This is a genomic window from Sphingomonas sp. BL-S-25 (assembly GCF_055521555.1).
Window position 1 is genome coordinate 1,381,266 of the sequence record NZ_CM145486.1, and the last position, 18,653, is coordinate 1,399,918.

The window sequence follows — 18,653 nt, forward strand, 5'->3', positions numbered from 1 at the left end:
TGCCAGCTTCAGCCCGAAAGCTGCACAGAATACGGGGTATTCCCAACTGCCCGGGGGCGGCGCCCTGTCCTAGTGATGATGGCGTTCCTGATATCCGGGGGGGTCGGGAACCGCTGGACGGTGGGAGGGCGACGGTTGTCGATCGACCGGCCATCCTCGCTCGAGGCCTTGTCTGCCCGAGCGGGTCCTTGCAGGGCGCGATTCGTGACGCCGGCGGTCGGCCTTATCGCCGCCACGGATCGCGTCCCTGCAACGCGGCACGCAGTCGCCCGGGCGGTTAGGCCGGGCGCGGCAGCCAGCTGAGATCCAGCCCTTCGAAGCGATTGACGTAATTGGCGGCCCGCGCCAGCGCGCGCTCGTCCTTCAGCGTGACCCGGCCCGAGACGCGGGCGATCAGCCCTTCCTCCTCGAGTTGGCGCAGCATGCGATTGACATGGACCGCGGTCAGGCCGGTCGCATCGCCCACCTCTTCCTGGGTCAGGCCGAGCTGGAAGGCATCCGCCACGCTCTTGTCGGTGGTGCGCAGCCGGTCGCGCAGGTCGAGCAGCAGCGCCGCGACGCGCGCCTTGGCGCTGGTACGGCCCAGCGCCGCGAGCCGATCGGTCAGGCTCACGCGTTCGACCTGGCAATAGACGAGCACCATCGCCGAGAGCCGCGGGTGACGGGTCATCAGATCGGACAGCGCGGCGCGATCGAACGGGCTGACGACACAGTCGGACAGCGCGGCCAGCGTCTCGGGCGCCTGGCGATAGATCATCGAGGAGACGCCCAGCATGTCGCCGGGAAACAGGAAGCGCAGGATCTGGCGGCTGCCATCGTCGAGCAGCACATAGCTCATCATCAGTCCCTTGCGCAGGACATAGAGCTCGCCGCATTTCTCGTTCTCGCGCTGAAGCACCGCCCCGCGGCGCACCGTCCGCTGGCGTTCCTCGAGCTTCTCCAGCGCCGCTTGCTCCGCACTCGTCAGTTCGACGAGATCGCTCAGCACTTCGGCAAAACAACTACCGGCCACGCACGTCCACCCCCAACCCAGGCACTGCAAAGCAGCGCTGAGAAATCAGTGCATTAAAGTCGATCAATGCCCGTCATTCGCGGGGCCGCTTGCGCGCGCCGTGCGAAGGGCTAGAAGCCCGCAAATGGACCGTATCCTGATCCGCGGCGGAAACCGGCTTTCCGGCCGCATCGCCATTTCCGGCGCAAAGAATTCCGCGCTCACGCTGATGCCTTGTGCATTGCTGACCGACGAACCGTTGACGCTGAGAAATCTGCCACGGCTCGCAGATGTGGACAGCTTCGGGCATCTACTTAACCAGTTCGGCGTCTCGACGATGATCGAGGGCGGGCGTCCGACCGATTTCGGCCGGGTGATGACGATGCGCGCGGCGAACCTGACCTCGACGGTCGCGCCGTACGACATCGTGCGCAAGATGCGCGCGTCGATCCTGGTGCTGGGCCCGTTGCTGGCCCGGATGGGCGAGGCGACGGTGTCGCTGCCCGGCGGCTGCGCGATCGGCAACCGGCCGATCGACCTGCACCTCAAGGCGCTGGAAGCGATGGGGGCCGAGATCGAGCTGGCCGCGGGCTATGTGAAGGCGACCGCGCCGGGCGGACGGCTTCCCGGCGGCACGTTCCGCTTCCCGGTCGTGTCGGTCGGCGCGACCGAGAATGCGCTGATGGCGGCGGTCACCGCGCGCGGCACCACGGTGCTGGAGAATGCGGCGCGCGAGCCGGAGATCGTCGACCTGTGCAACCTGCTGGTGGCGATGGGCGCGTCGATCCACGGCATCGGCAGCGAGACGCTGGAGATCCAGGGCTGCGAGCGGCTGCACGGCGCGACCTACGCGGTGATGCCCGACCGGATCGAGGCGGGCAGCTATGCCTGTGCCGCGGCGATCACCGGCGGCGACCTGGAGCTGGTCGGCGCCAATGCCGGCGACATGCGCGCGACGCTGGACGCGCTGATCGAGGCGGGGGTCACCGTCGAGCAGACGCACGACGCGGTGCGGATCGCCGCCGGCGCGCCGCTGAAGCCGCTGACGCTGTCGACCGCGCCCTTCCCCGGCTTCGCCACCGACATGCAGGCGCAGTTCATGGCGATGCTGTGCAAGGCCGAGGGCGCCAGCGTGCTGACCGAGACGATCTTCGAGAATCGCTACATGCACGTGCCCGAGCTGGCGCGGATGGGCGCGAATATCGAGGTTCATGGCCGCACCGCAGTGGTGCGCGGATCGGTGAAGCTGGTCGGCGCGCCGGTGATGGCGACCGACCTGCGCGCATCGATGAGCCTGATCCTGGCCGGGCTGGCCGCCGAGGGCGAGACCCAGGTCAGCCGCATCTATCACCTCGACCGCGGGTACGAGCGGCTGGAGGAAAAGCTGCAGGGCGTGGGCGCGGATATCGAGCGGGTCGGCGACGGCTGACGCGACGGCGCGACGGGCGCGCGGGAGGGACGAATGAAGCGGATCTGGGCGGCGGTTGCGGCGATGCTGCTGGTGGCGGGCGCGGATGTGCGCGCGCCGATTCCGGTCTATGAGGGCGGACGCGTCGTGCACGACGCCGATGGTGCGCTGCGATCGGGCTGGCCGGGCGTCTATTTCGAGGGACGCTTCACCGGACGCGCGGTGGATGTCGGGGTCGAGACGAAGCGCGAGCAGGTCCGCGTGCTGATCGACGGGGTCGAGAAGGCGCGGCTGGGCGAGGGCTTTAGCGGGCGCAAGCGGATCGGCGGGCTGACGCCGGGCGCGCATGTGGTGCGCCTGGAACGGCTGACGGAGAGCCAGCCGGGCGATTTCCGCTTCCTCGGCTTCTGGCCGGTCGACGGCAAGGCGCTGCCCATGACGGCACGCGTGCGGCAGATCGAGATCATCGGCGATTCGCACAGCGTCGGCTATGCCGACACCTCGACCGTACGCGAGTGCGACGCTGCGAAGGTCCATGCGACCACCGACACGCAGCAGGCTTATGGCCCGTTGCTGGCCAAGCGGCTGGACGCGGATTACCGGGTCATCGCCTGGTCGGGCTATGGCATCGTGCGCAATTATGACGGCAAGGCGCCGGGCGAGAGCCTGCCCTTCCTCTATTCGCGGATTATTCCCGGCGAGACGACCAAACTCACGGTCCGTGACGCGTGGCACCCGCAGCTCATCGTCATCTATCTGGGCACCAACGACTTCTCGACTCAGGTCAAGCCGGGCGAGGCCTGGGCCGACGAAATGGCGCTGCGCAAGGCGTGGCACCAGCGCTATGTCGATTTCGTGCGCGAGATCGCCGCGAACCAGCCCCAGGCGCAGTTCGTGCTGGTCGGCGGGCCGAGCTTCGCCATCGATGTGCAATCGGTCGCGGCCGAGCTCGCCACCTCAAAGATCAAGGTGGCGACGATGCGCACGCCGGAGATGGCGCTGGACAGCTGCCACTGGCACCCGTCGCTGAAGGATCAGCGCGCGCTGGCCGATACGCTGGAGAAGACAGTGGCGGGGATGCGCATCCGGTGGTGAGCGCTCAGCCGCGATAGGCGAGCGTCGGAAGGCCATAGCAGCCGGGATCGACCTCGAACAGCGCTCCGCCCAGCGGTTCGTCGACATCGACCGCGGCGGAGGTCACGAACATCCGGTCGAGCCCTTCGCCGGCGAACACGCAGCTGGTGATCTGGCTGGCGGGCAATGCGATGCTGCGGTCCCGGCGGCCGTCCGGCGTGAAGCGGGTGACGCAGCCTGCGCCCCAGCAGGCGACCCAAAGCCCGCCATCGGCATCGAGCGTCATCCCGTCGGGATCGCCCCAGCCCTCCTCGAACATGATGAAGGGCGTCCGTTCGCCCAGGCTGCCATCCTCGAGGATGTCGAAGCGGTAGATGGTGCGCAGCCCGCTATCGGTGTGGAACAGGTGCGACGCGTCGGGCACGATCGCCGGGCCGTTGGCGATGCGATAGTTGCGGTCGACCTGATGGGCGCGACCGTCGGTGTCGAGCCGGTAGAAGGCGCCGCTCGGCCGGTCGGCGGTTACCGGCATGGTCCCTGCCCAGATCCGGCCCTGGCGGTCGGCCTTGGCGTCGTTGACGCGGTTGCCCGGATCCTCGTCCGACAGCTCTGCCAGCGTCTCGACGGTCGGGCCATTCAGATCGAGCGTGACGATGCGACGATCGACCCCGGCGACGAAGCCGCCGCGCTCGCGCTCGATCACCCAGCCGAGATAGCCGCCGATGTCCCAGCTTTCGACCCGATCGTCGGCCAGCGTCAGCCGGTTGAGTCGCCCCGACAGGATGTCGGTCCAGTAGAGGGCATTGTCGCGCGCGGACCAGATCGGCCCCTCACCCAACTGGTCGCGGCGGTCGCGCGCGACGACGCGCGGCTGTGCCATCAATGGCTGTCCCGGGGAATGCCGAAGCTCTGGGCGATACGCTGATACTTCACCGCATTTTCCAGCACCGCGCCGGTGTCGAACTGGCCGACCAGATTGCGGTGGATCTCCTGCCACGGCGTCTGTGACGGCGGGACATAGTCGCGCGCCTGGCCCAGCGCCTCGCGGCGGCGCGCCATCTCGGCATCGTCGACCAGCAGGTCGGCCCTGTGCCGGTTGAGGTCGATGCGGATCCGGTCGCCGGTGCGGACCAGCGCCAGGCCGCCGCCGACCGCCGCCTCGGGCGCGGCGTTCAGGATCGACGGGCTGCCGCTGGTGCCCGATTGACGGCCGTCGCCCAGGCAGGGCAGCGCATGCACCCCCGCCTGGATCAGCGCGACGGGCGGGCGCATGTTCACCACCTCGGCACCGCCGGGATAGCCGACCGGGCCGGCACCGCGCATGATCAGGATCGAGCGCTCGTCTATGCCGAGCGCGGGGTCGTCGATCCGGCGATGATAATCCTCCGGGCCGTCGAAGACGAAGGCGGTCCCCTCGAACGCGTTGGGGTCGTCGGGGTTGGACAGATAGCGCGCGCGGAACTCGTCCGAGATCACGCTGAGCTTCATCACCGCGCTGTCGAACAGATTGCCCGACAGCACGGTCAGGCCCGCCGCGGGCTTGAGCGGTGCGTCGAGCGGCCAGATGACGTCGTCGTCCAGGCTGTCGGCGGTGGCGACATTGTCGGCGACGGTGCGTCCGTTCGCGGTCAGCACATCGCCCTCGATCAGGCCGGCGCGCAGCAGCTTGCCCATCACTGCGGGAACGCCGCCTGCGCGGTAGAAATCCTCGCCGAGATAGGTGCCGGCGGGCTGGAGGTTGACCAGCAAGGGCACGTCGGCGCCGTGATCCTCCCAGTCGGCCAGGGTCAGTTCGACGCCGATATGACGGGCAATCGCGTTCAGGTGGATCGGCGCGTTTGTCGATCCGCCGATCGCCGAATTGACGCGGATTGCATTGAGGAACGCCTGGCGCGTCAGCACGTCGCTGGGCTTTCGATCCTCGAGCACCATCTCGACGATCTGGAGGCCGGTGCGATAGGCGTTTTCCTGGCGGTCGCGATAGGGCGCGGGGATCGCCGCCGAGCCGGGCAGCGACATGCCGAGCGCCTCGCACAGCGAGTTCATCGTCGTCGCAGTGCCCATGGTGTTGCACCAGCCGGTCGACGGCGCCGAACTGGCGACCAGTTCGATGAAACCCTTGTAATCGATCTCGCCGGCGGCGAGCATTTCGCGCGCCTTCCATACGATCGTGCCCGACCCGGTGCGCTCGCCCTTGAACCAGCCATTGAGCATCGGACCGACCGACAGGGCGATGGCGGGGATATTCACCGTGGCGGCCGCCATCAGGCAGGCGGGCGTGGTCTTGTCGCAGCCGATGGTCAGCACCACACCGTCCATCGGATAGCCGTAGATCGATTCGACCAAGCTCAGATAGCTGAGGTTGCGGTCGAGCCCGGCGGTCGGGCGCTTGCCGGTTTCCTGGATCGGGTGTGTCGGAAATTCGAGCGCGATACCGCCCGCGTCCCGAATGCCTTCGCGCACGCGCTTCGCCAGTTCAATATGGTGCCGGTTGCACGGCACCAGGTCGCTGCCGGTCTGGGCGATGCCGATAATCGGGCGGCCCGACTGAAGCTCGTCCAGGCTGATGCCGAAATTGAGATAGCGCTCGATATAGAGTGCGGTCATGTCCGGATTTTCGGGACTGTCGAACCAGGCACGCGACCGGAGCCTCTGTGTCGATCGATCGCGGTCCTGTCCCAAATCCAAACCTTCCACGCTTCGGCGATCCCGGAAAATCGTCGCTCACCTACCAATGTTGGCGCATTGATATCGCCCTGAGCCGCGTATAGGAAGCATATATATCGTATAAAAGGGCGAGAGATGGAGCGGATCAGGATCGGGCTTGTCGGGATCGGCAAGATCGCGCGGGACCAGCATGTGCCGGCACTGGCTGCGAGCAGCGCATTCGACCTGGCCGCCACCGCCAGCCGGCACGGCCGGGTGGACGGCGTGGACGGCTATCCGTCGATCGAGGCGATGCTGGACGCCCGGCCCAAGATCGAAGCGGTCTCGCTGTGCACTCCACCCGAAGGCAGGTTCGAGCAGGCGATAGCGGTGCTGCGCGCCGGTCGGCACCTGATGCTGGAAAAGCCGCCAAGCGCCACCGTCTCCGAGGCGCAGGCGCTGGCCGCGATGGCGGAGAAGGCAGGCGTGACCCTGTTCGCCACCTGGCATTCGCGCGAGGCGGCCGAGATCGATGCCGCACGCGATTGGCTGGCGACCCGGCGGATCGACGCGGTGCGGATCCGGTGGAAGGAGGATATCAACCACTGGCATCCGGGGCAGGACTGGATCCTGGCAGCAGGCGGGTTCGGCGTCTTCGACCCCGGCATCAATGCACTGTCGATCGCGACGCGGATCCTGCCCGCTCCGCTGACCGTGCTGAGCGCGACCCTGTCGGTGCCGGCGAACCGCACCAGCCCGATCGCTGCCGGGATTGCGATGCGGTCGGGCACCGCGACGGTCGATGCCGAATTCGATTTCCTCCAGACCGGCGAGCAGAGCTGGGACATCGAGGTCGATACCGACGCCGGCCTGCTGCGCCTGACGCATGGCGGAAGCCGGCTCGAACTGCCCGGCGAGCCGGTAGCGACGGGAAACAACGAGGAATATCCGCGGCTCTATCGCCGCCTGGCCGAGCTCATCCGGAGCGGGAAGTCGGACGTCGATCTGGCTCCGATCCAGCTGGTCGCCGATGCCTTTCTCGTCGCCGAGCGCAGAATCGTGGCGCCGTTCGACTTCTGACGGCGATTGGAGCGGCGCACTCGCGCGCGCCGCTCCGTTATCCGCTCAGATGTCCTCGACCTGGTCGAGATAGGCGCCATAGCCTTGCTCTTCCATCTCCCCCTTGGGCACGAAACGCAACGAAGCCGAGTTGATGCAGTAGCGAAGGCCCCCGCGATCGAGCGGGCCGTCCTCAAACACATGGCCGAGATGGCTGTCGCCATTGGCGGAGCGCACTTCGGTGCGGATCATGCCATGCGTCGTGTCGCGCAGTTCGGCGATGTTGGCGGGCTCGATCGGCTTGGTGAAGCTGGGCCAGCCACAGCCCGATTCATATTTGTCCGACGAAGCGAACAGCGGCTCTCCCGACACGATGTCGACGTAGATGCCGGGCTCCTTGTTGTAGAGATATTTGCCGGTGCCGGGGCGCTCGGTGCCGCTCTGCTGCGTCACATGGAATTCTTCAGGGGTCAGGGCGGCCAGGGCTTCGGGGGTCTTGCGATAGTCGGTCATGCGCGTCTCCGTTTTGCCGCCAATGTGGGAAGGCCGGGCGTATTTCGCCAGCACCGCCGAACCCGGATATCCCGCGGCGCATGGCGAAGAAGAAGCGATATCTGACCGCACGGCTGGCGGACGGCTATGTGAAGACGATCGGACCGACCTCGGCATCCTTCACCCATTACTGGCGGATCGTTGCGCATCTGGGCGGCGGGCGGACCGAAGTGTTCTGGGGCCACGTCAAATCTCTTCGCGAAGCAACCGGCAAGAAGACCGCCACAATCGAAGCGGCCAGGCAGCGCGGATGGGACCGATATGAGTTCGAGATTGTCGAGCTGAGCGAGGAGTGAAACCGGCTGGGTCTCGGGCCTCTGCCTTCGCCCAAGTCGACCGATCGATTAGATAAGATTAATCGGAAAGGATAAGCGGTATTACGCACGCAATTTGAGTATGTTGCGTCAATTCCCAAGATCCTACGCTATAGCGCTGTGTGATTTTTGCCGCAGCCCAAGACAAAAAGGTCGCGGAATTTTTGCTGCGCTGCAAAAAACCGGACATTTTCAGCGCCTTGCCCACCAAAAATTACAATCGCAACGGATGTTTTGAAGTATTGACAACGCCGGACAGGGTGTTAGCGTTAACATCGAGCGGTGGAGGCCGACTCAAGATAGAACCATGCGGCGAGCCAGGGCTTGCTGACTTAGGAGGGGACAAAATGAGAAGCATAAGGCTTACGCCATCATTCGCGCGATCGGCATCCGCGATCGCCATTTCCGCCTGCCTGCTGATGCCCGGCATCGCGCTGGCGCAAACCACCACCGACAGCGCACCGACCGCGTCCGAGCCGGCGACGCAGGATGACACCGGCGAAGAAATCGTCGTCACCGGCATCCGCGCATCGCTCGACCAGGCGATCTCGATCAAGCGCAACTCCGCCGGCGTCGTCGATGCGATCTCTGCGGAAGACATCGGCAAGTTCCCCGACACCAACCTGGCCGAGTCGCTCCAGCGCATCACCGGCGTGTCGATCACGCGTGCGAACGGCGAAGGCTCGCAGGTCGCGGTTCGCGGCTTCAGCGGCGGCTTCAACCTGGTGACGATCAACGGCCGCCAGCTCCCCTCCACCAGCATCGATACCAGCACGGGCAACGCGTTCGCGCGCGGCACCGGACGTTCGTTCGACTTCCAGAACCTGGCATCGGAAGGCGTTTCGCGCCTCGAAGTGTACAAGACCGGCCGCGCCAACATCCCCTCGGGCGGCATCGGCGCTGCGATCAACATCGTCACCCGTCGTCCGCTCGACGCGCGCGAGGACGGTTTCTCCGGCTCGCTCGGCGCCAAGGCGCTGTACGATTCGTCGGTCGAGAAGGCGGAAGGCAATCTGGCCTGGATCACGCCGGAATTCTCGGGCCTGCTCAACTGGAAGAACGAGGACAGCACGTTCGGCGTGACGGTGTTCGGCAGCTATCAGCTGCGCGAATCGGCATCGGCGCAGTCGAACCCCAATTATTGGAACATCGTGCCGCTGGCCGATTTCCTCAGCCCGACCAGCCCGTACATCAACGCGTCGACGGTCATCAACAATCGTCCGACCACCCCGTACGTCCAGATCCCGAACGACAGCCGCTATCAATTCTCGGAGAACCGTCGCGAGCGTCTGAACGGTCAGGCGATGATCCAGTTCAAGCCGAGCGACGCGATCGAAGTCACCGTCGACGGCCTGTACGCCCGCAACAAGCTGAGCGACGAGCGCAGCGAGCAGACCAACTGGTTCCAGCGGCCGTTCACCGAAGTCACGTTCGACGACGACAAGCGGATGCAGAGCGCCGTGATCCTCGCCGAGGCGGTGCAGGCCGACAAGGGCTATGAGCAGCAGCGCTTCGCGACCGATACCGAGCTCTATTCGTTCGGCGGCAACATCAAGCTCAACTTCACCGACCGGCTGTCGCTGACTCTGGACGCCAATCACGCCAAGTCGAAGACCGATCCGGACAATGCCAATGGATCGTCGGCGACGACGATCTCGATCGGTGCCCCGGTCCGCGCGACCCACCGCCTGGACTTCACCACCGGCTTCCCGCAGCAGTCCGAAACCATCAATGACTGCACGGCGCGCGGTGGCAACTGCAACGGCATTCTCGATTATGGCGACCTCGGCACCCAAGTGGCGCGAGTCATCACCTCGGAGCAGGAATCGCGGGTCAACCAGTTCAGCGCCGAGTTCAATTGGGAAGTCGCGACGGACACGCGCTTCACCTTCGGCGGTGACTATGTCGACGCGAAGATGCGCTCGACCACGGTCAACACCACGCAGCTGCTTGGTGACTGGGGCATCACCGACACCGGGATCGTCGCGCAGCGCGCCGGCAATCTGCTCAAGACCTATTGCCTGACCTGCAAGTTCGACAAGTACAACCCGGCGTCGACCGGATCGGCGCTCGTCGCCTTCCGCGCAAATGCCGTCGACCTGCTCAACGTCTTCCAGCCCTATTATCTGAGCCAGGGCAAGGCGATCACCGAGAGCCCGCCGTCGGACGATACCGTCGGAGAGAAGACCTGGGCAGTCTATGGCCAGTTTGCCTGGGGCGGCGATATCTTCGGCCGCCGCGCCAACCTGCTGGTCGGTGCGCGGTACGAGAAGACGAACGTGGACTCGATCGGCGTTCAGTCGGTTCCGGCGCAGATTCGCTGGGCCGCGGATAACGACTTCTTCGTGGACGGTGGCCCCCCGGGCGGCGCTGTGCAGGTGAAGGCGGACTATGACAACTTCCTGCCGTCGATCGACTTCAACATCGAGGTCGTCGATAATCTGGTGGCGCGCGCGTCGTTCAGCCGCACGCTGGCACGTGCCGACTATGGCAGCCTGTTCGCATCGGTCGGCGTCAACGGCCCGAACCGGCCGACTGCCCTCGGCTCGGCACCGGCACCGGCGACCCGCCAGGATCCGGCCCTGTTGCCGCTCGAATCGGACAATATCGACGTGTCGGTCGAGTGGTACTACAAGCCGTCCAGTTTCGTGTCGGTGGGCTTCTTCAACAAGAATGTCCGCAATTTCATCGGCACGCAGATCACCAACGGCCCATTGTTCGGCCTGCGTGATCCCAGCTCGGGTGCAGCCGGAACCCGATCGGGCGCCGCACTCGCGTTCCTGACCGCCAGCGGTTATGATCGCAGCGACGTGAATCTGTTCTCCTACACTGCACTGCTGGTGCAGAATGGCGGAAACCAGGCAGCTGCCGCGGCGACGTTCAATGCCAATTACGGTAACGAAAAGGCCGGCCAGCTCGACACGGTGTTCGTGAACTCGCTGCTGGCTGCGGTCGACGTGGTCGGCGACGCCAACGATCCGCTGTTCCAGTTCGCGATCAGCGGCCCGGTCAACAACCGCGAGGGCAATATCCACGGTTGGGAAATCGCCTGGACTCACTTCTTCGGCAATTCGGGTTTCGGCTTCGCCGCATCGTACACCAAGGTGGACGGTGACGTGAACGTCGATCCCTATGCCGATCCGAACGTGAACATCTTCGCGCTGACCGGCCTGGGCGACAGCGCCAACCTGACCGGCATCTACGACAAGAACGGCATTTCGGCTCGCGTCTCGTACAACTGGCGTGACAAGTATCTGGCGGCGACCAATCAGGGCGGCAACCGCAACCCGCTGTTCACGGATGCCTTCGGCACGCTTGATGCGAGCATCAGCTACGACGTCAGCCAGAATTTCTCGCTGTCGCTCGAAGCGGTCAACCTGCTGAGCGAGCCGTTCCGTCAGTATGCCCGTACCGAGAAGAACCTGGTCTATGCCCAGGAGCTCAAGCCGCGCTTCTACCTCGGCGCGCGCTACCGCTTCTGAACCGAATGCGGGAGCGGGCCTCGGTCCGCTCCCGACAAAAGGGGGAAGAAGGCCGCCGTGCACCGCGCAGCGGCCTTTTTCTTTTGGCACCCCGACCCGCACTGCTAGACCTTGCGCCAAAGCAGGATTGGAACGCATGAACCCCGTACAGATCAACAATGTCGATCATGCCGAGTTGCGCGTCAGCCCGCGCGCCGGCGCCGAGTTCGGCGATGCGGCCAACCAGGCGCTGGTCTTTCCCGCCGAGTTCGAGGAACTGCAGCGCGAATATGCGATCGTGTTTCGCCGGCGCGAAACCGGAATTCAGGCCTATGCGCTGCTGGGCCTCGACCGCGACGAGAACCTCTTCCTGGCCGGCGACCGCTGGGCCAGCCGCTATGTGCCAGCAATGCATCAGCGCGGCCCTTTCTCCATCGGAATCATCCGCAACGCTGGCGACGGCGAAGGCGAGCCGATGATCCATGTCGACATGGACGATCCACGGGTGGGCACCGGCCAGCCGCTTTTCCTGAAGCATGGCGGCAACGCCCCCTATCTCGACCATATCGCGGGAGTGCTGCGCCTGCTCTACCAGCAGATGGAGAGCGCCCACGGATTCTACGCGCTGCTCGACGAGGCGGAGCTGCTGACCCCGGTCACGTTGACCGTCGATGTCCGCGAGGATCTGAGCTATACCGTTCCCGACGTTATGGTGGTGGATCTGGAACGGCTGTCCTCTCTTACGGGTGAGCCGCTGGAACGGTTGCACCGCTCGGGTGCGCTCAGGCTCGCCATCCTGGCGGCTGCGTCGCTCGGCAATGTGCAGCAGCTGATCGCCCGCAAGCAGGCGCTGCTTGATCCCGTCGACTGACGCGATGGTTGCCGTCACCCGCCAGACCCGCGTGATCGAAGGGAGCGATGCCCGGAGCTTGCCGGTGGCGGAGCTGATCGCCGATGGCCGCCCCGCCATCCTGCGCGGCATCGCGCGCCATCTGCCGCTCGTGGCGGAAGGGCTGCACGGATCGGGCCGGGCGGTCGAGTGGCTGAAGCAGTTCGACGGCGGACGCCCCGTCACCGCCTATATCGGCGACACCGCGATCGGCGGGCGGTTCGGCTACGATGAAAGCTGCACCGCGCTCAATTTCGTGCGCGAGCGGGGGTCGCTATCGGCCTATCTCGACCGCATCCTGGCCGAGCAGGGCGATCCCGCGGCGCCGTCCATCTATATCGGATCGACCGATATCGACCAGTATCTGCCCGGCATCCGCGACCAGGCGGCGCTGCGCTTTGGCGAGCTGGAGCGCGCCGGAACGCCGCCGCTGGTCAGCATCTGGCTGGGCAACCGGACGATCGCATCGGCGCATTACGACATGTCCAACAACATCGCCGTCACCCTGGTCGGGCGACGGCGCTTCACCCTGTTCCCGCCCGACCAGGCACCCAATCTCTATCCCGGTCCGATCGACCTGACGCCCGCCGGGCAGGTTGTTTCGATGGTCGATTTCGACGCGCCGGACCTCGACCGCCATCCGGGCTTCGCCGAGGCGCTGGCTGCGGCGGAAGTGGCGGAAATGGAGCCCGGCGACGCGCTGATCTACCCCGCCCTGTGGTGGCACCAGGTCGAGGCGCTCGACCCGTTCAACGCCATGATCAACTATTGGTGGAACAGCAGCCCCGCCTGGATCGACACGCCGCAAAACACGCTGCTGCACGCCCTGCTCAGCCTTCGCGATCGGCCCGAGCATGAGAAGCGCGGCTGGCAGGCATTGTTCGACTATTATGTCTTCGGCCCCGCCGACCGCGCGGGCGCGCATCTGCCCGAGGCGGCGCGCGGCAATCTGGCGCCGATGGACGACATCAAGGCGCGCCGGCTGCGCGCGCTGCTGCTCAATCGCCTCAATCGCTGACGGAGACCGGGATGACCGCGCCTATCGTGAAACGGGTCGTGATCGCAGGCGGCGGCACCGCCGGCTGGGTCGCGGCGGCTGCGCTGGTCAAGCAGCTCGGCCCGCTGCTCGACATCAGCCTGGTCGAATCGGACGAGATCGGCACCATCGGGGTTGGCGAATCCACCATCCCCACCTCGCGCAGCTTCCACCAGCTGCTGGGGATGAACGAGGCCGCGTTCATGCGCCACACCCAGTCGACGTTCAAACTGGGCATCGCGTTCGAGAATTGGGGTAGGCCGGGCGAGCGCTATTTCCACAGCTTTGGCGAGATCGGCCGCAAGTCGACCTGGATGGCGCCGTTCCATCATTTCTGGCTGGAGGCGCAGGCGCAGGGGTTCGGCGGCAGCCTCGACGACTATTGCTACGAGCTGAAGGCCGCGAATGCCGAGCGTTTCGCGACCGGCGAGACTGCGACGCTCAGCTATGCCTATCACCTCGACGCCACGCTCTATGCCCAGGTGCTGCGCAAGCTGGCCGAGCCGTCAGGGGTCAAGCGGATCGAGGGCAGGATCGAGCGGGTCGAGCGTGATCCCGAGAGCGGATTCATCACCGCACTGGTCCTTCAATCGGGCACGCGCATCGAGGGCGACCTCTTCCTCGATTGCACCGGGTTTCGCGGGCTGTTGATCGAACAGGCGCTGGAGACCGGTTACGAGGACTGGACCCATTGGCTGAAGACCAACAGCGCCTATGCGGTCCAGACCGAGGCGGTCGATCCGCCCCGCCCCTATACGCGCGCGATCGCGCATGAGGCGGGCTGGCGCTGGCAGATCCCGCTGCAGCACCGCGTCGGCAACGGGCTGGTGTTCGCCAGCGATTACATGTCGGACGACGAGGCGAAGGCGAAGCTGCTGGCCGAGATCGACGGCACGCCATTGTTCGATCCGCGCCTGATCCGTTACCGCACCGGCCGTCGGAACAAGGTCTGGAACGGCAATTGCGTAGCTTTGGGACTGGCGAGCGGGTTCATCGAGCCATTGGAATCGACCAGCATCCATCTGATCAAGATCGCGGTCACTCGGCTGATCGAGAGTTTCCCGTTCGGCGGGATCAGCCCCGCGGCGGTCGAGCGTTTCAATACGAACTCACGCCACGAGATGGAGCATATCCGTGACTTCATCATCCTCCATTATCACCTCAACCAGCGCGACGAGCCCTTCTGGCAGCGGTGCCGCGAGATGGACGTGCCCGACACGCTGAAGCAACGGATCGCCGCGTTCCACGACGGCGCGCTCGCCTATCAGGAGAATGTCGACCTGTTCCGCGTCGATTCCTGGGTCCAGGTGCTGATGGGTCAGGGGCTTCGACCCGGAAACTATCACCAGCTGGCGAAGATGATGCCGCCAGCCGAGCTGCGCCAGGCGCTCGCAGGGCTCCGGAACAATATCGCCGAGGCGGTGGCCAAGCTGCCGCCGCATGAGACGTTCCTGAAAAGCTACTGCCCCGCCGTCTGACGGGGCGCTATTGGCTGCAATGGCCGCCACTGGTGGCAACGCGCCAGGCGACCGCCTGAAGCCGCGTCGCATGGTCGGGTGAGAGGCCGAGATCGACCGCCGCCTGCTCGCGCCCGCCGAAGGTACGCGGGTCCTTGCCGGTCACGTCGACGAAGATGGTCAGCGCCTCGAGATAATAGCCCGCGGCGCTGGCGTGATAATGATCGAAGGACCAGAGGTCGACCTTGCCATAGGTCAGTCCGTCATAGGGGTTCGGATCGGCCAGACCGGTCTGCATGGCGCAGTTGAACGCCTGGCCGACCGGATGCACTCTGGAGATGCGCGGCTCGGCGGCGCGGGCACGGTCATAGGCGGCGCGCAGGTCGAGCGCCATTCGCGTGATCGGCTCGCCATGCCAGCGACCGGTGCCGCGATAGACGATGTCGGGGCGCGACCAGGTAGCGGTGAGGCCGATCCGGACCCGCGGGTTACGCGCCGCGAACATCCGGGCAAAACGACCCGAATAGTCGATCAGCAGCGACGGATCGCCATGATTGGCGAAGTTGAGCACACTGGCGTCCTGGAGGACCACGTCGTCCCACGCCCGGTCGAGCAGCGCCCGCCGATTCTGCCAATGCCAGTCCAGGCCCTTGCCGCCCTCGGTTTCGTGGCTCACCCGATAGTCGAGGCCCGCCTCCATGGTGAACCGCTTGAACAATGCCGGTACGCCACCGATTCCGCGCCGGGTAAGGTCGGCGACGCTGTCCGCGCGGTAGATGCGCACCGGCGAGTTGGCGCCATAGGTGAAACTGTTGCCGACGAACAGGATCGTCCGCGGTGCCGCATGCCGGGCTGGGGGCGGCGAATGCGCACTCTGCGCAGCTGCGGCCGGCGCGAGCATCAGCAGAGCGAGACCGAGCAAGAGGCTAGCGCGCACGAGATCCATCTTCGTCATGTCGGCCGCGGGCCGGCGGCTTGCAGCCCATCGTGCCTCGCGGCACGACGGGCTGCAAGCGGGGGTCAGAAGGTTGCGGCGATGCCGGCGAAGATCCGGCGATCCTCGCGGAAGCTGTTCAGCAACCGCGTGCGGTTCTGAAGATACTCGATATCGCCCGCCTTGGTCAGGTTGATCGCCTCCAGCGTCAGGCGGACATTCGGAGTGATGTTGAACTGGCCCGAGAAGTCGAGCTGGCCGCGACCTGCCGCATAGGAGCTGCCACCCGCCGCCGCGCTTCCCTGCCCCAGCAGGTACGAGTTGCGATAGATATAGGCCAGGCGAAGGGACATGAACTTGTCCTCGTAGAAGCCGACCAGATTATAGCTGTGCTTCGACAGTCCGGGAAGCGGCAGCGCCTTCTTGGTTTCCTCGTCGATCAGTGGCGTGTCGCTGTCGACATAGGTGTAGTTGGCCTGCACCCCGAGATTGTCGAACGGTGCCGGAAGGAAGCGCAGCGATTGCTGGAACGCTACCTCGAACCCCTTGATCTTCCCCGACTCGCCGTTGATCGGCTGGGTGATCTGGAAGGTGCCGTAGGTCTCCGAAATGCCCGGGATGAATTCTTCCTGGGTCTGGTTGATCGTGAACGAGTCGACATTCTTGTAGAAGACCGCGCCCGACAGCACGCTGGACGGTGCGAAATACCATTCGAGCGACGCATCGAACTGGGTCGCCTGGTAGGGACGCAGCGCCGGATTGCCGCGATTGCCCGTCTGCGAGACCAGCAGCGGCACGAAGCTGACCGCCACGTCCGACAGACTGGGCCGCGCCATGACCTTCGCAGCGGCGACGCGGAATGTCAGGTCGTTGGTGATGCTCAGGTTCGCGTTGGCGCTGGGCAGCCAGAAGTCGAAGGTCGGCTTCGCTGAGGTCGGCTGTGTGTCCGACAGATAGCCCGACGACAGACGCTCCTGCGACACATAGCGGACGCCGGCATTGCCGGTCAGCGGCATCGAGCCGATCGTCGTTTCGAAATTGCCCCTGATGTAGAAGGCCAGCGTGTCCTGTTGCACGTCCTTGATCGACACGCGGCCGAGCGGGATCGTGTCGGCCGCCGGGATCGGCAGGCCGAATGCGTCGCGGGCGACGTTCGGGTCGAAGCTTCCGGCCAGCAACTGGCGCGGGAAATTGCCCGGGACACCCGGGTAAAACGCGACCGTCGAGGTCGAGTAGCTCACGCCCGGAAGCTCGTCGACGGTCAGGATGCCATCGCCATTCTTGTCGCCCCGCGCCAGCAGGCTGGCCGCGCTCGGGATGTTCTGCGGCGCCTCGGCATAGAGGTTGAGCCGTTCGAAGCGCGAGCCCACCTGGATCGAGGTGAGCGGACCGAAATTGGTGTGGATCTTGAAATCGACGCGCGCATCGAAGCCGTCATTGTCGTTCAGGATCGCGCCGTCAAAGATCGAGGCGAGCTGATACTGGCCGGGATCCATCAGGTTGAAGTTCGACGCCAGCGCGATGTCCGGGACCGCATTGTGGCCGGTAAAGTCGTAGGTCACATTGGCAACGTTGCCAGCCTTGGGCACGATGACGTAGGTCGTCGAGCTGCCCTGCGCCGGCGAGGAGCTTGCCTTGCTGTAGGATGCATCGAACGCGACCTCGACGACATCGCCCTTATAGGTCGTCGAGAAGCCGATATTGGTCGAGTCGAGCAGTGTCGGTGCATTGTAGATCAGCGGACGCACGGTGACGTTGTTGAACGTGCCCTTCGTGATGGTCCGGCTGTCATCGATGCTCACGCCGGCATCGTTGTTGTTCAGCAGGATCTGGGTGTTGTAGATCGAGCGGTCCTGGTCGAGGCGCGAATAGGTGCCGTCGAGGATCACTTCCCAGCGATCGGCCGGACGCCACTGGATCGATCCCTGCGCCGTCAGGCGGCGGACCCGCCGTTCGGTGACACGCTGCATCAGGCGCTGCGGCCGGTAGAGATTGGCGTCGTCGGTGCCGTCGCCATTGCCGTCGATCGCCGAGGTGCGGGTCCAGCCGCCGCTTTCGAAACCATAGCCCGTCGTGTGGATGTCCGAATAGGCGACCGTGCCGAGGACACCGAAATTGTCGCTGAAATTCTTCGAGATCAGCGCCGAGCCCCGATAGCCGAACTTGTCGGCCTGATCGGTATAGACACCCTGGATCCGGCCGCTGACGACGGTGCCGTCCAGCTCGAGCGGACGCTTGGTCTTCAGATTGACGGTCGCGCCCAGTGCGCCCTCGGGCATGTCGGCGGTCGGCGACTTGCTGACGACGATGCTCGAGATGATTTCGGGGCTGAGCGATTCGAGCGAGGCACCGCCGCCGCTGCTCGGGCCCAGGAACGAACGGCCGTTGATCTCCAGCCGGTTCTGCGAAATGCCGCGCACGGTGAAGTTCGAGCCGTCGCCTTCGTTGCGGCTGATCTGCACGCCGGGGATGCGGCTCATCGATTCCGCGACATTCTGGTCGGGCAGCTTGCCGATATCCTGCGCCGAGATGACGTCGACGATGTTGCCGGCCGAGCGCTTGGCGTTGATCGCGTCCTGCAGCGAGCGGCGGATGCCGGTGACGACGATTTCCTCGCCCTCGTCCTGCGCGCCGGCGGGCGCTGCAGCTTGGTCGGCCGGCGCCGGATCGGCCGTCTGGGCAAATGCTGCGGGTGTCAGCGTCGCGGCCAGCCCGATCAGCGCGGTGGTGCCTGCCAGATGCTTGCGGATTCGCGTCTTCATGTTCCGTAACCTCCCCGTATCTTCCCGAATGGCCGGGCCGGCGATGCTCGCCGGGCCGTGCGGCCTGAAG

At 65.5% G+C, this 18,653-nt stretch carries 14 protein-coding genes; 8 read left to right on the forward strand and 6 right to left on the reverse strand.

Annotated features, from left to right (window positions below):
* Positions 1-277: 277 nt before the first annotated feature.
* Entirely contained in the window at positions 278-1,012 is a 735-nt protein-coding gene (locus ACZ1H8_RS06840) for a Crp/Fnr family transcriptional regulator (protein WP_465180594.1), read from the reverse strand.
* A gap of 124 nt (positions 1,013-1,136) precedes the next feature.
* On the opposite strand from ACZ1H8_RS06840, the gene murA reads away from it, so the two are divergent.
* Positions 1,137-2,420 (forward strand): UDP-N-acetylglucosamine 1-carboxyvinyltransferase, encoded by a 1,284-nt coding sequence (gene murA, locus ACZ1H8_RS06845; RefSeq protein ID WP_465180595.1) that lies wholly within the window; start codon positions 1,137-1,139, stop codon positions 2,418-2,420.
* Positions 2,421-2,453: 33 nt separating this feature from the next.
* A complete protein-coding gene (locus ACZ1H8_RS06850; RefSeq protein WP_465180596.1) occupies positions 2,454-3,494 on the forward strand; it encodes an SGNH/GDSL hydrolase family protein in 1,041 nt (346 codons plus the stop codon).
* A gap of 4 nt (positions 3,495-3,498) precedes the next feature.
* Here ACZ1H8_RS06850 and ACZ1H8_RS06855 read toward each other — a convergent pair whose 3' ends face one another.
* Positions 3,499-4,353: an SMP-30/gluconolactonase/LRE family protein gene (locus tag ACZ1H8_RS06855; protein ID WP_465180597.1), complete on the reverse strand. Its 855-nt coding sequence runs from the start codon at positions 4,351-4,353 to the stop codon at positions 3,499-3,501.
* Entirely contained in the window at positions 4,353-6,080 is a 1,728-nt protein-coding gene (locus ACZ1H8_RS06860) for an IlvD/Edd family dehydratase (RefSeq protein WP_465180598.1), read from the reverse strand. The genes ACZ1H8_RS06855 and ACZ1H8_RS06860 overlap by 1 nt, the downstream gene beginning before the upstream one ends.
* 195 nt (positions 6,081-6,275) lie before the next feature.
* On the opposite strand from ACZ1H8_RS06860, the gene ACZ1H8_RS06865 reads away from it, so the two are divergent.
* Positions 6,276-7,199 (forward strand): Gfo/Idh/MocA family protein, encoded by a 924-nt coding sequence (locus ACZ1H8_RS06865; protein WP_465180599.1) that lies wholly within the window; start codon positions 6,276-6,278, stop codon positions 7,197-7,199.
* Between the two features lie 45 nt (positions 7,200-7,244).
* On the opposite strand, the gene msrB is transcribed toward ACZ1H8_RS06865, so the two are convergent.
* On the reverse strand, positions 7,245-7,691 hold the full coding sequence (gene msrB / locus ACZ1H8_RS06870) for a peptide-methionine (R)-S-oxide reductase MsrB (RefSeq protein ID WP_465180600.1): 447 nt from the start codon (positions 7,689-7,691) through the stop codon (positions 7,245-7,247).
* 80 nt (positions 7,692-7,771) lie between these two features.
* On the opposite strand from msrB, the gene ACZ1H8_RS06875 reads away from it, so the two are divergent.
* The 5 genes from ACZ1H8_RS06875 to ACZ1H8_RS06895 all read left to right on the forward strand — a co-directional run bounded on the left by ACZ1H8_RS06875 (position 7,772) and on the right by ACZ1H8_RS06895 (position 14,908).
* Positions 7,772-8,026: a hypothetical protein gene (locus ACZ1H8_RS06875; protein ID WP_465180601.1), complete on the forward strand. Its 255-nt coding sequence runs from the start codon at positions 7,772-7,774 to the stop codon at positions 8,024-8,026.
* A 365-nt stretch (positions 8,027-8,391) separates the two neighbouring features.
* Complete coding sequence (locus ACZ1H8_RS06880; protein ID WP_465180602.1) at positions 8,392-11,526, forward strand: TonB-dependent receptor; 3,135 nt, start codon at positions 8,392-8,394, stop codon at positions 11,524-11,526.
* Between the two features lie 136 nt (positions 11,527-11,662).
* Complete coding sequence (locus ACZ1H8_RS06885) at positions 11,663-12,376, forward strand: SapC family protein (protein ID WP_465180603.1); 714 nt, start codon at positions 11,663-11,665, stop codon at positions 12,374-12,376.
* 4 nt (positions 12,377-12,380) lie between these two features.
* On the forward strand, positions 12,381-13,412 hold the full coding sequence (locus tag ACZ1H8_RS06890; RefSeq protein WP_465181356.1) for a cupin-like domain-containing protein: 1,032 nt from the start codon (positions 12,381-12,383) through the stop codon (positions 13,410-13,412).
* A gap of 11 nt (positions 13,413-13,423) precedes the next feature.
* Positions 13,424-14,908, forward strand: a complete 1,485-nt coding sequence (locus ACZ1H8_RS06895) for a tryptophan halogenase family protein (RefSeq protein WP_465180604.1) — start codon at positions 13,424-13,426, stop codon at positions 14,906-14,908.
* Positions 14,909-14,915: 7 nt separating this feature from the next.
* Here ACZ1H8_RS06895 and ACZ1H8_RS06900 read toward each other — a convergent pair whose 3' ends face one another.
* Positions 14,916-15,788 (reverse strand): PEP-CTERM sorting domain-containing protein, encoded by an 873-nt coding sequence (locus ACZ1H8_RS06900; RefSeq protein WP_465180605.1) that lies wholly within the window; start codon positions 15,786-15,788, stop codon positions 14,916-14,918.
* 119 nt (positions 15,789-15,907) lie between these two features.
* Entirely contained in the window at positions 15,908-18,583 is a 2,676-nt protein-coding gene (locus ACZ1H8_RS06905) for a TonB-dependent receptor (protein ID WP_465180606.1), read from the reverse strand.
* Between the last annotated feature and the right edge of the window lie 70 nt (positions 18,584-18,653).

Bases quoted from the DNA above. Each gene is read 5' to 3' on its own strand.
- ACZ1H8_RS06865 (WP_465180599.1), top strand. From the start codon at position 6,276: ATGGAGCGGATCAGGATCGGGCTTGTCGGGATCGGCAAGATCGCGCGG.
- ACZ1H8_RS06860 (WP_465180598.1), bottom strand. From the start codon at position 6,080: ATGACCGCACTCTATATCGAGCGCTATCTCAATTTCGGCATCAGCCTG.
- ACZ1H8_RS06905 (WP_465180606.1), bottom strand. From the start codon at position 18,583: ATGAAGACGCGAATCCGCAAGCATCTGGCAGGCACCACCGCGCTGATC.
- ACZ1H8_RS06875 (WP_465180601.1), top strand. From the start codon at position 7,772: ATGGCGAAGAAGAAGCGATATCTGACCGCACGGCTGGCGGACGGCTAT.
- ACZ1H8_RS06880 (WP_465180602.1), top strand. From the start codon at position 8,392: ATGAGAAGCATAAGGCTTACGCCATCATTCGCGCGATCGGCATCCGCG.
- ACZ1H8_RS06855 (WP_465180597.1), bottom strand. From the start codon at position 4,353: ATGGCACAGCCGCGCGTCGTCGCGCGCGACCGCCGCGACCAGTTGGGT.
- ACZ1H8_RS06850 (WP_465180596.1), top strand. From the start codon at position 2,454: ATGAAGCGGATCTGGGCGGCGGTTGCGGCGATGCTGCTGGTGGCGGGC.
- ACZ1H8_RS06895 (WP_465180604.1), top strand. From the start codon at position 13,424: ATGACCGCGCCTATCGTGAAACGGGTCGTGATCGCAGGCGGCGGCACC.
- murA (WP_465180595.1), top strand. From the start codon at position 1,137: ATGGACCGTATCCTGATCCGCGGCGGAAACCGGCTTTCCGGCCGCATC.
- ACZ1H8_RS06890 (WP_465181356.1), top strand. From the start codon at position 12,381: ATGGTTGCCGTCACCCGCCAGACCCGCGTGATCGAAGGGAGCGATGCC.
- ACZ1H8_RS06885 (WP_465180603.1), top strand. From the start codon at position 11,663: ATGAACCCCGTACAGATCAACAATGTCGATCATGCCGAGTTGCGCGTC.
- ACZ1H8_RS06900 (WP_465180605.1), bottom strand. From the start codon at position 15,788: ATGCTCGCGCCGGCCGCAGCTGCGCAGAGTGCGCATTCGCCGCCCCCA.
- msrB (WP_465180600.1), bottom strand. From the start codon at position 7,691: ATGACCGACTATCGCAAGACCCCCGAAGCCCTGGCCGCCCTGACCCCT.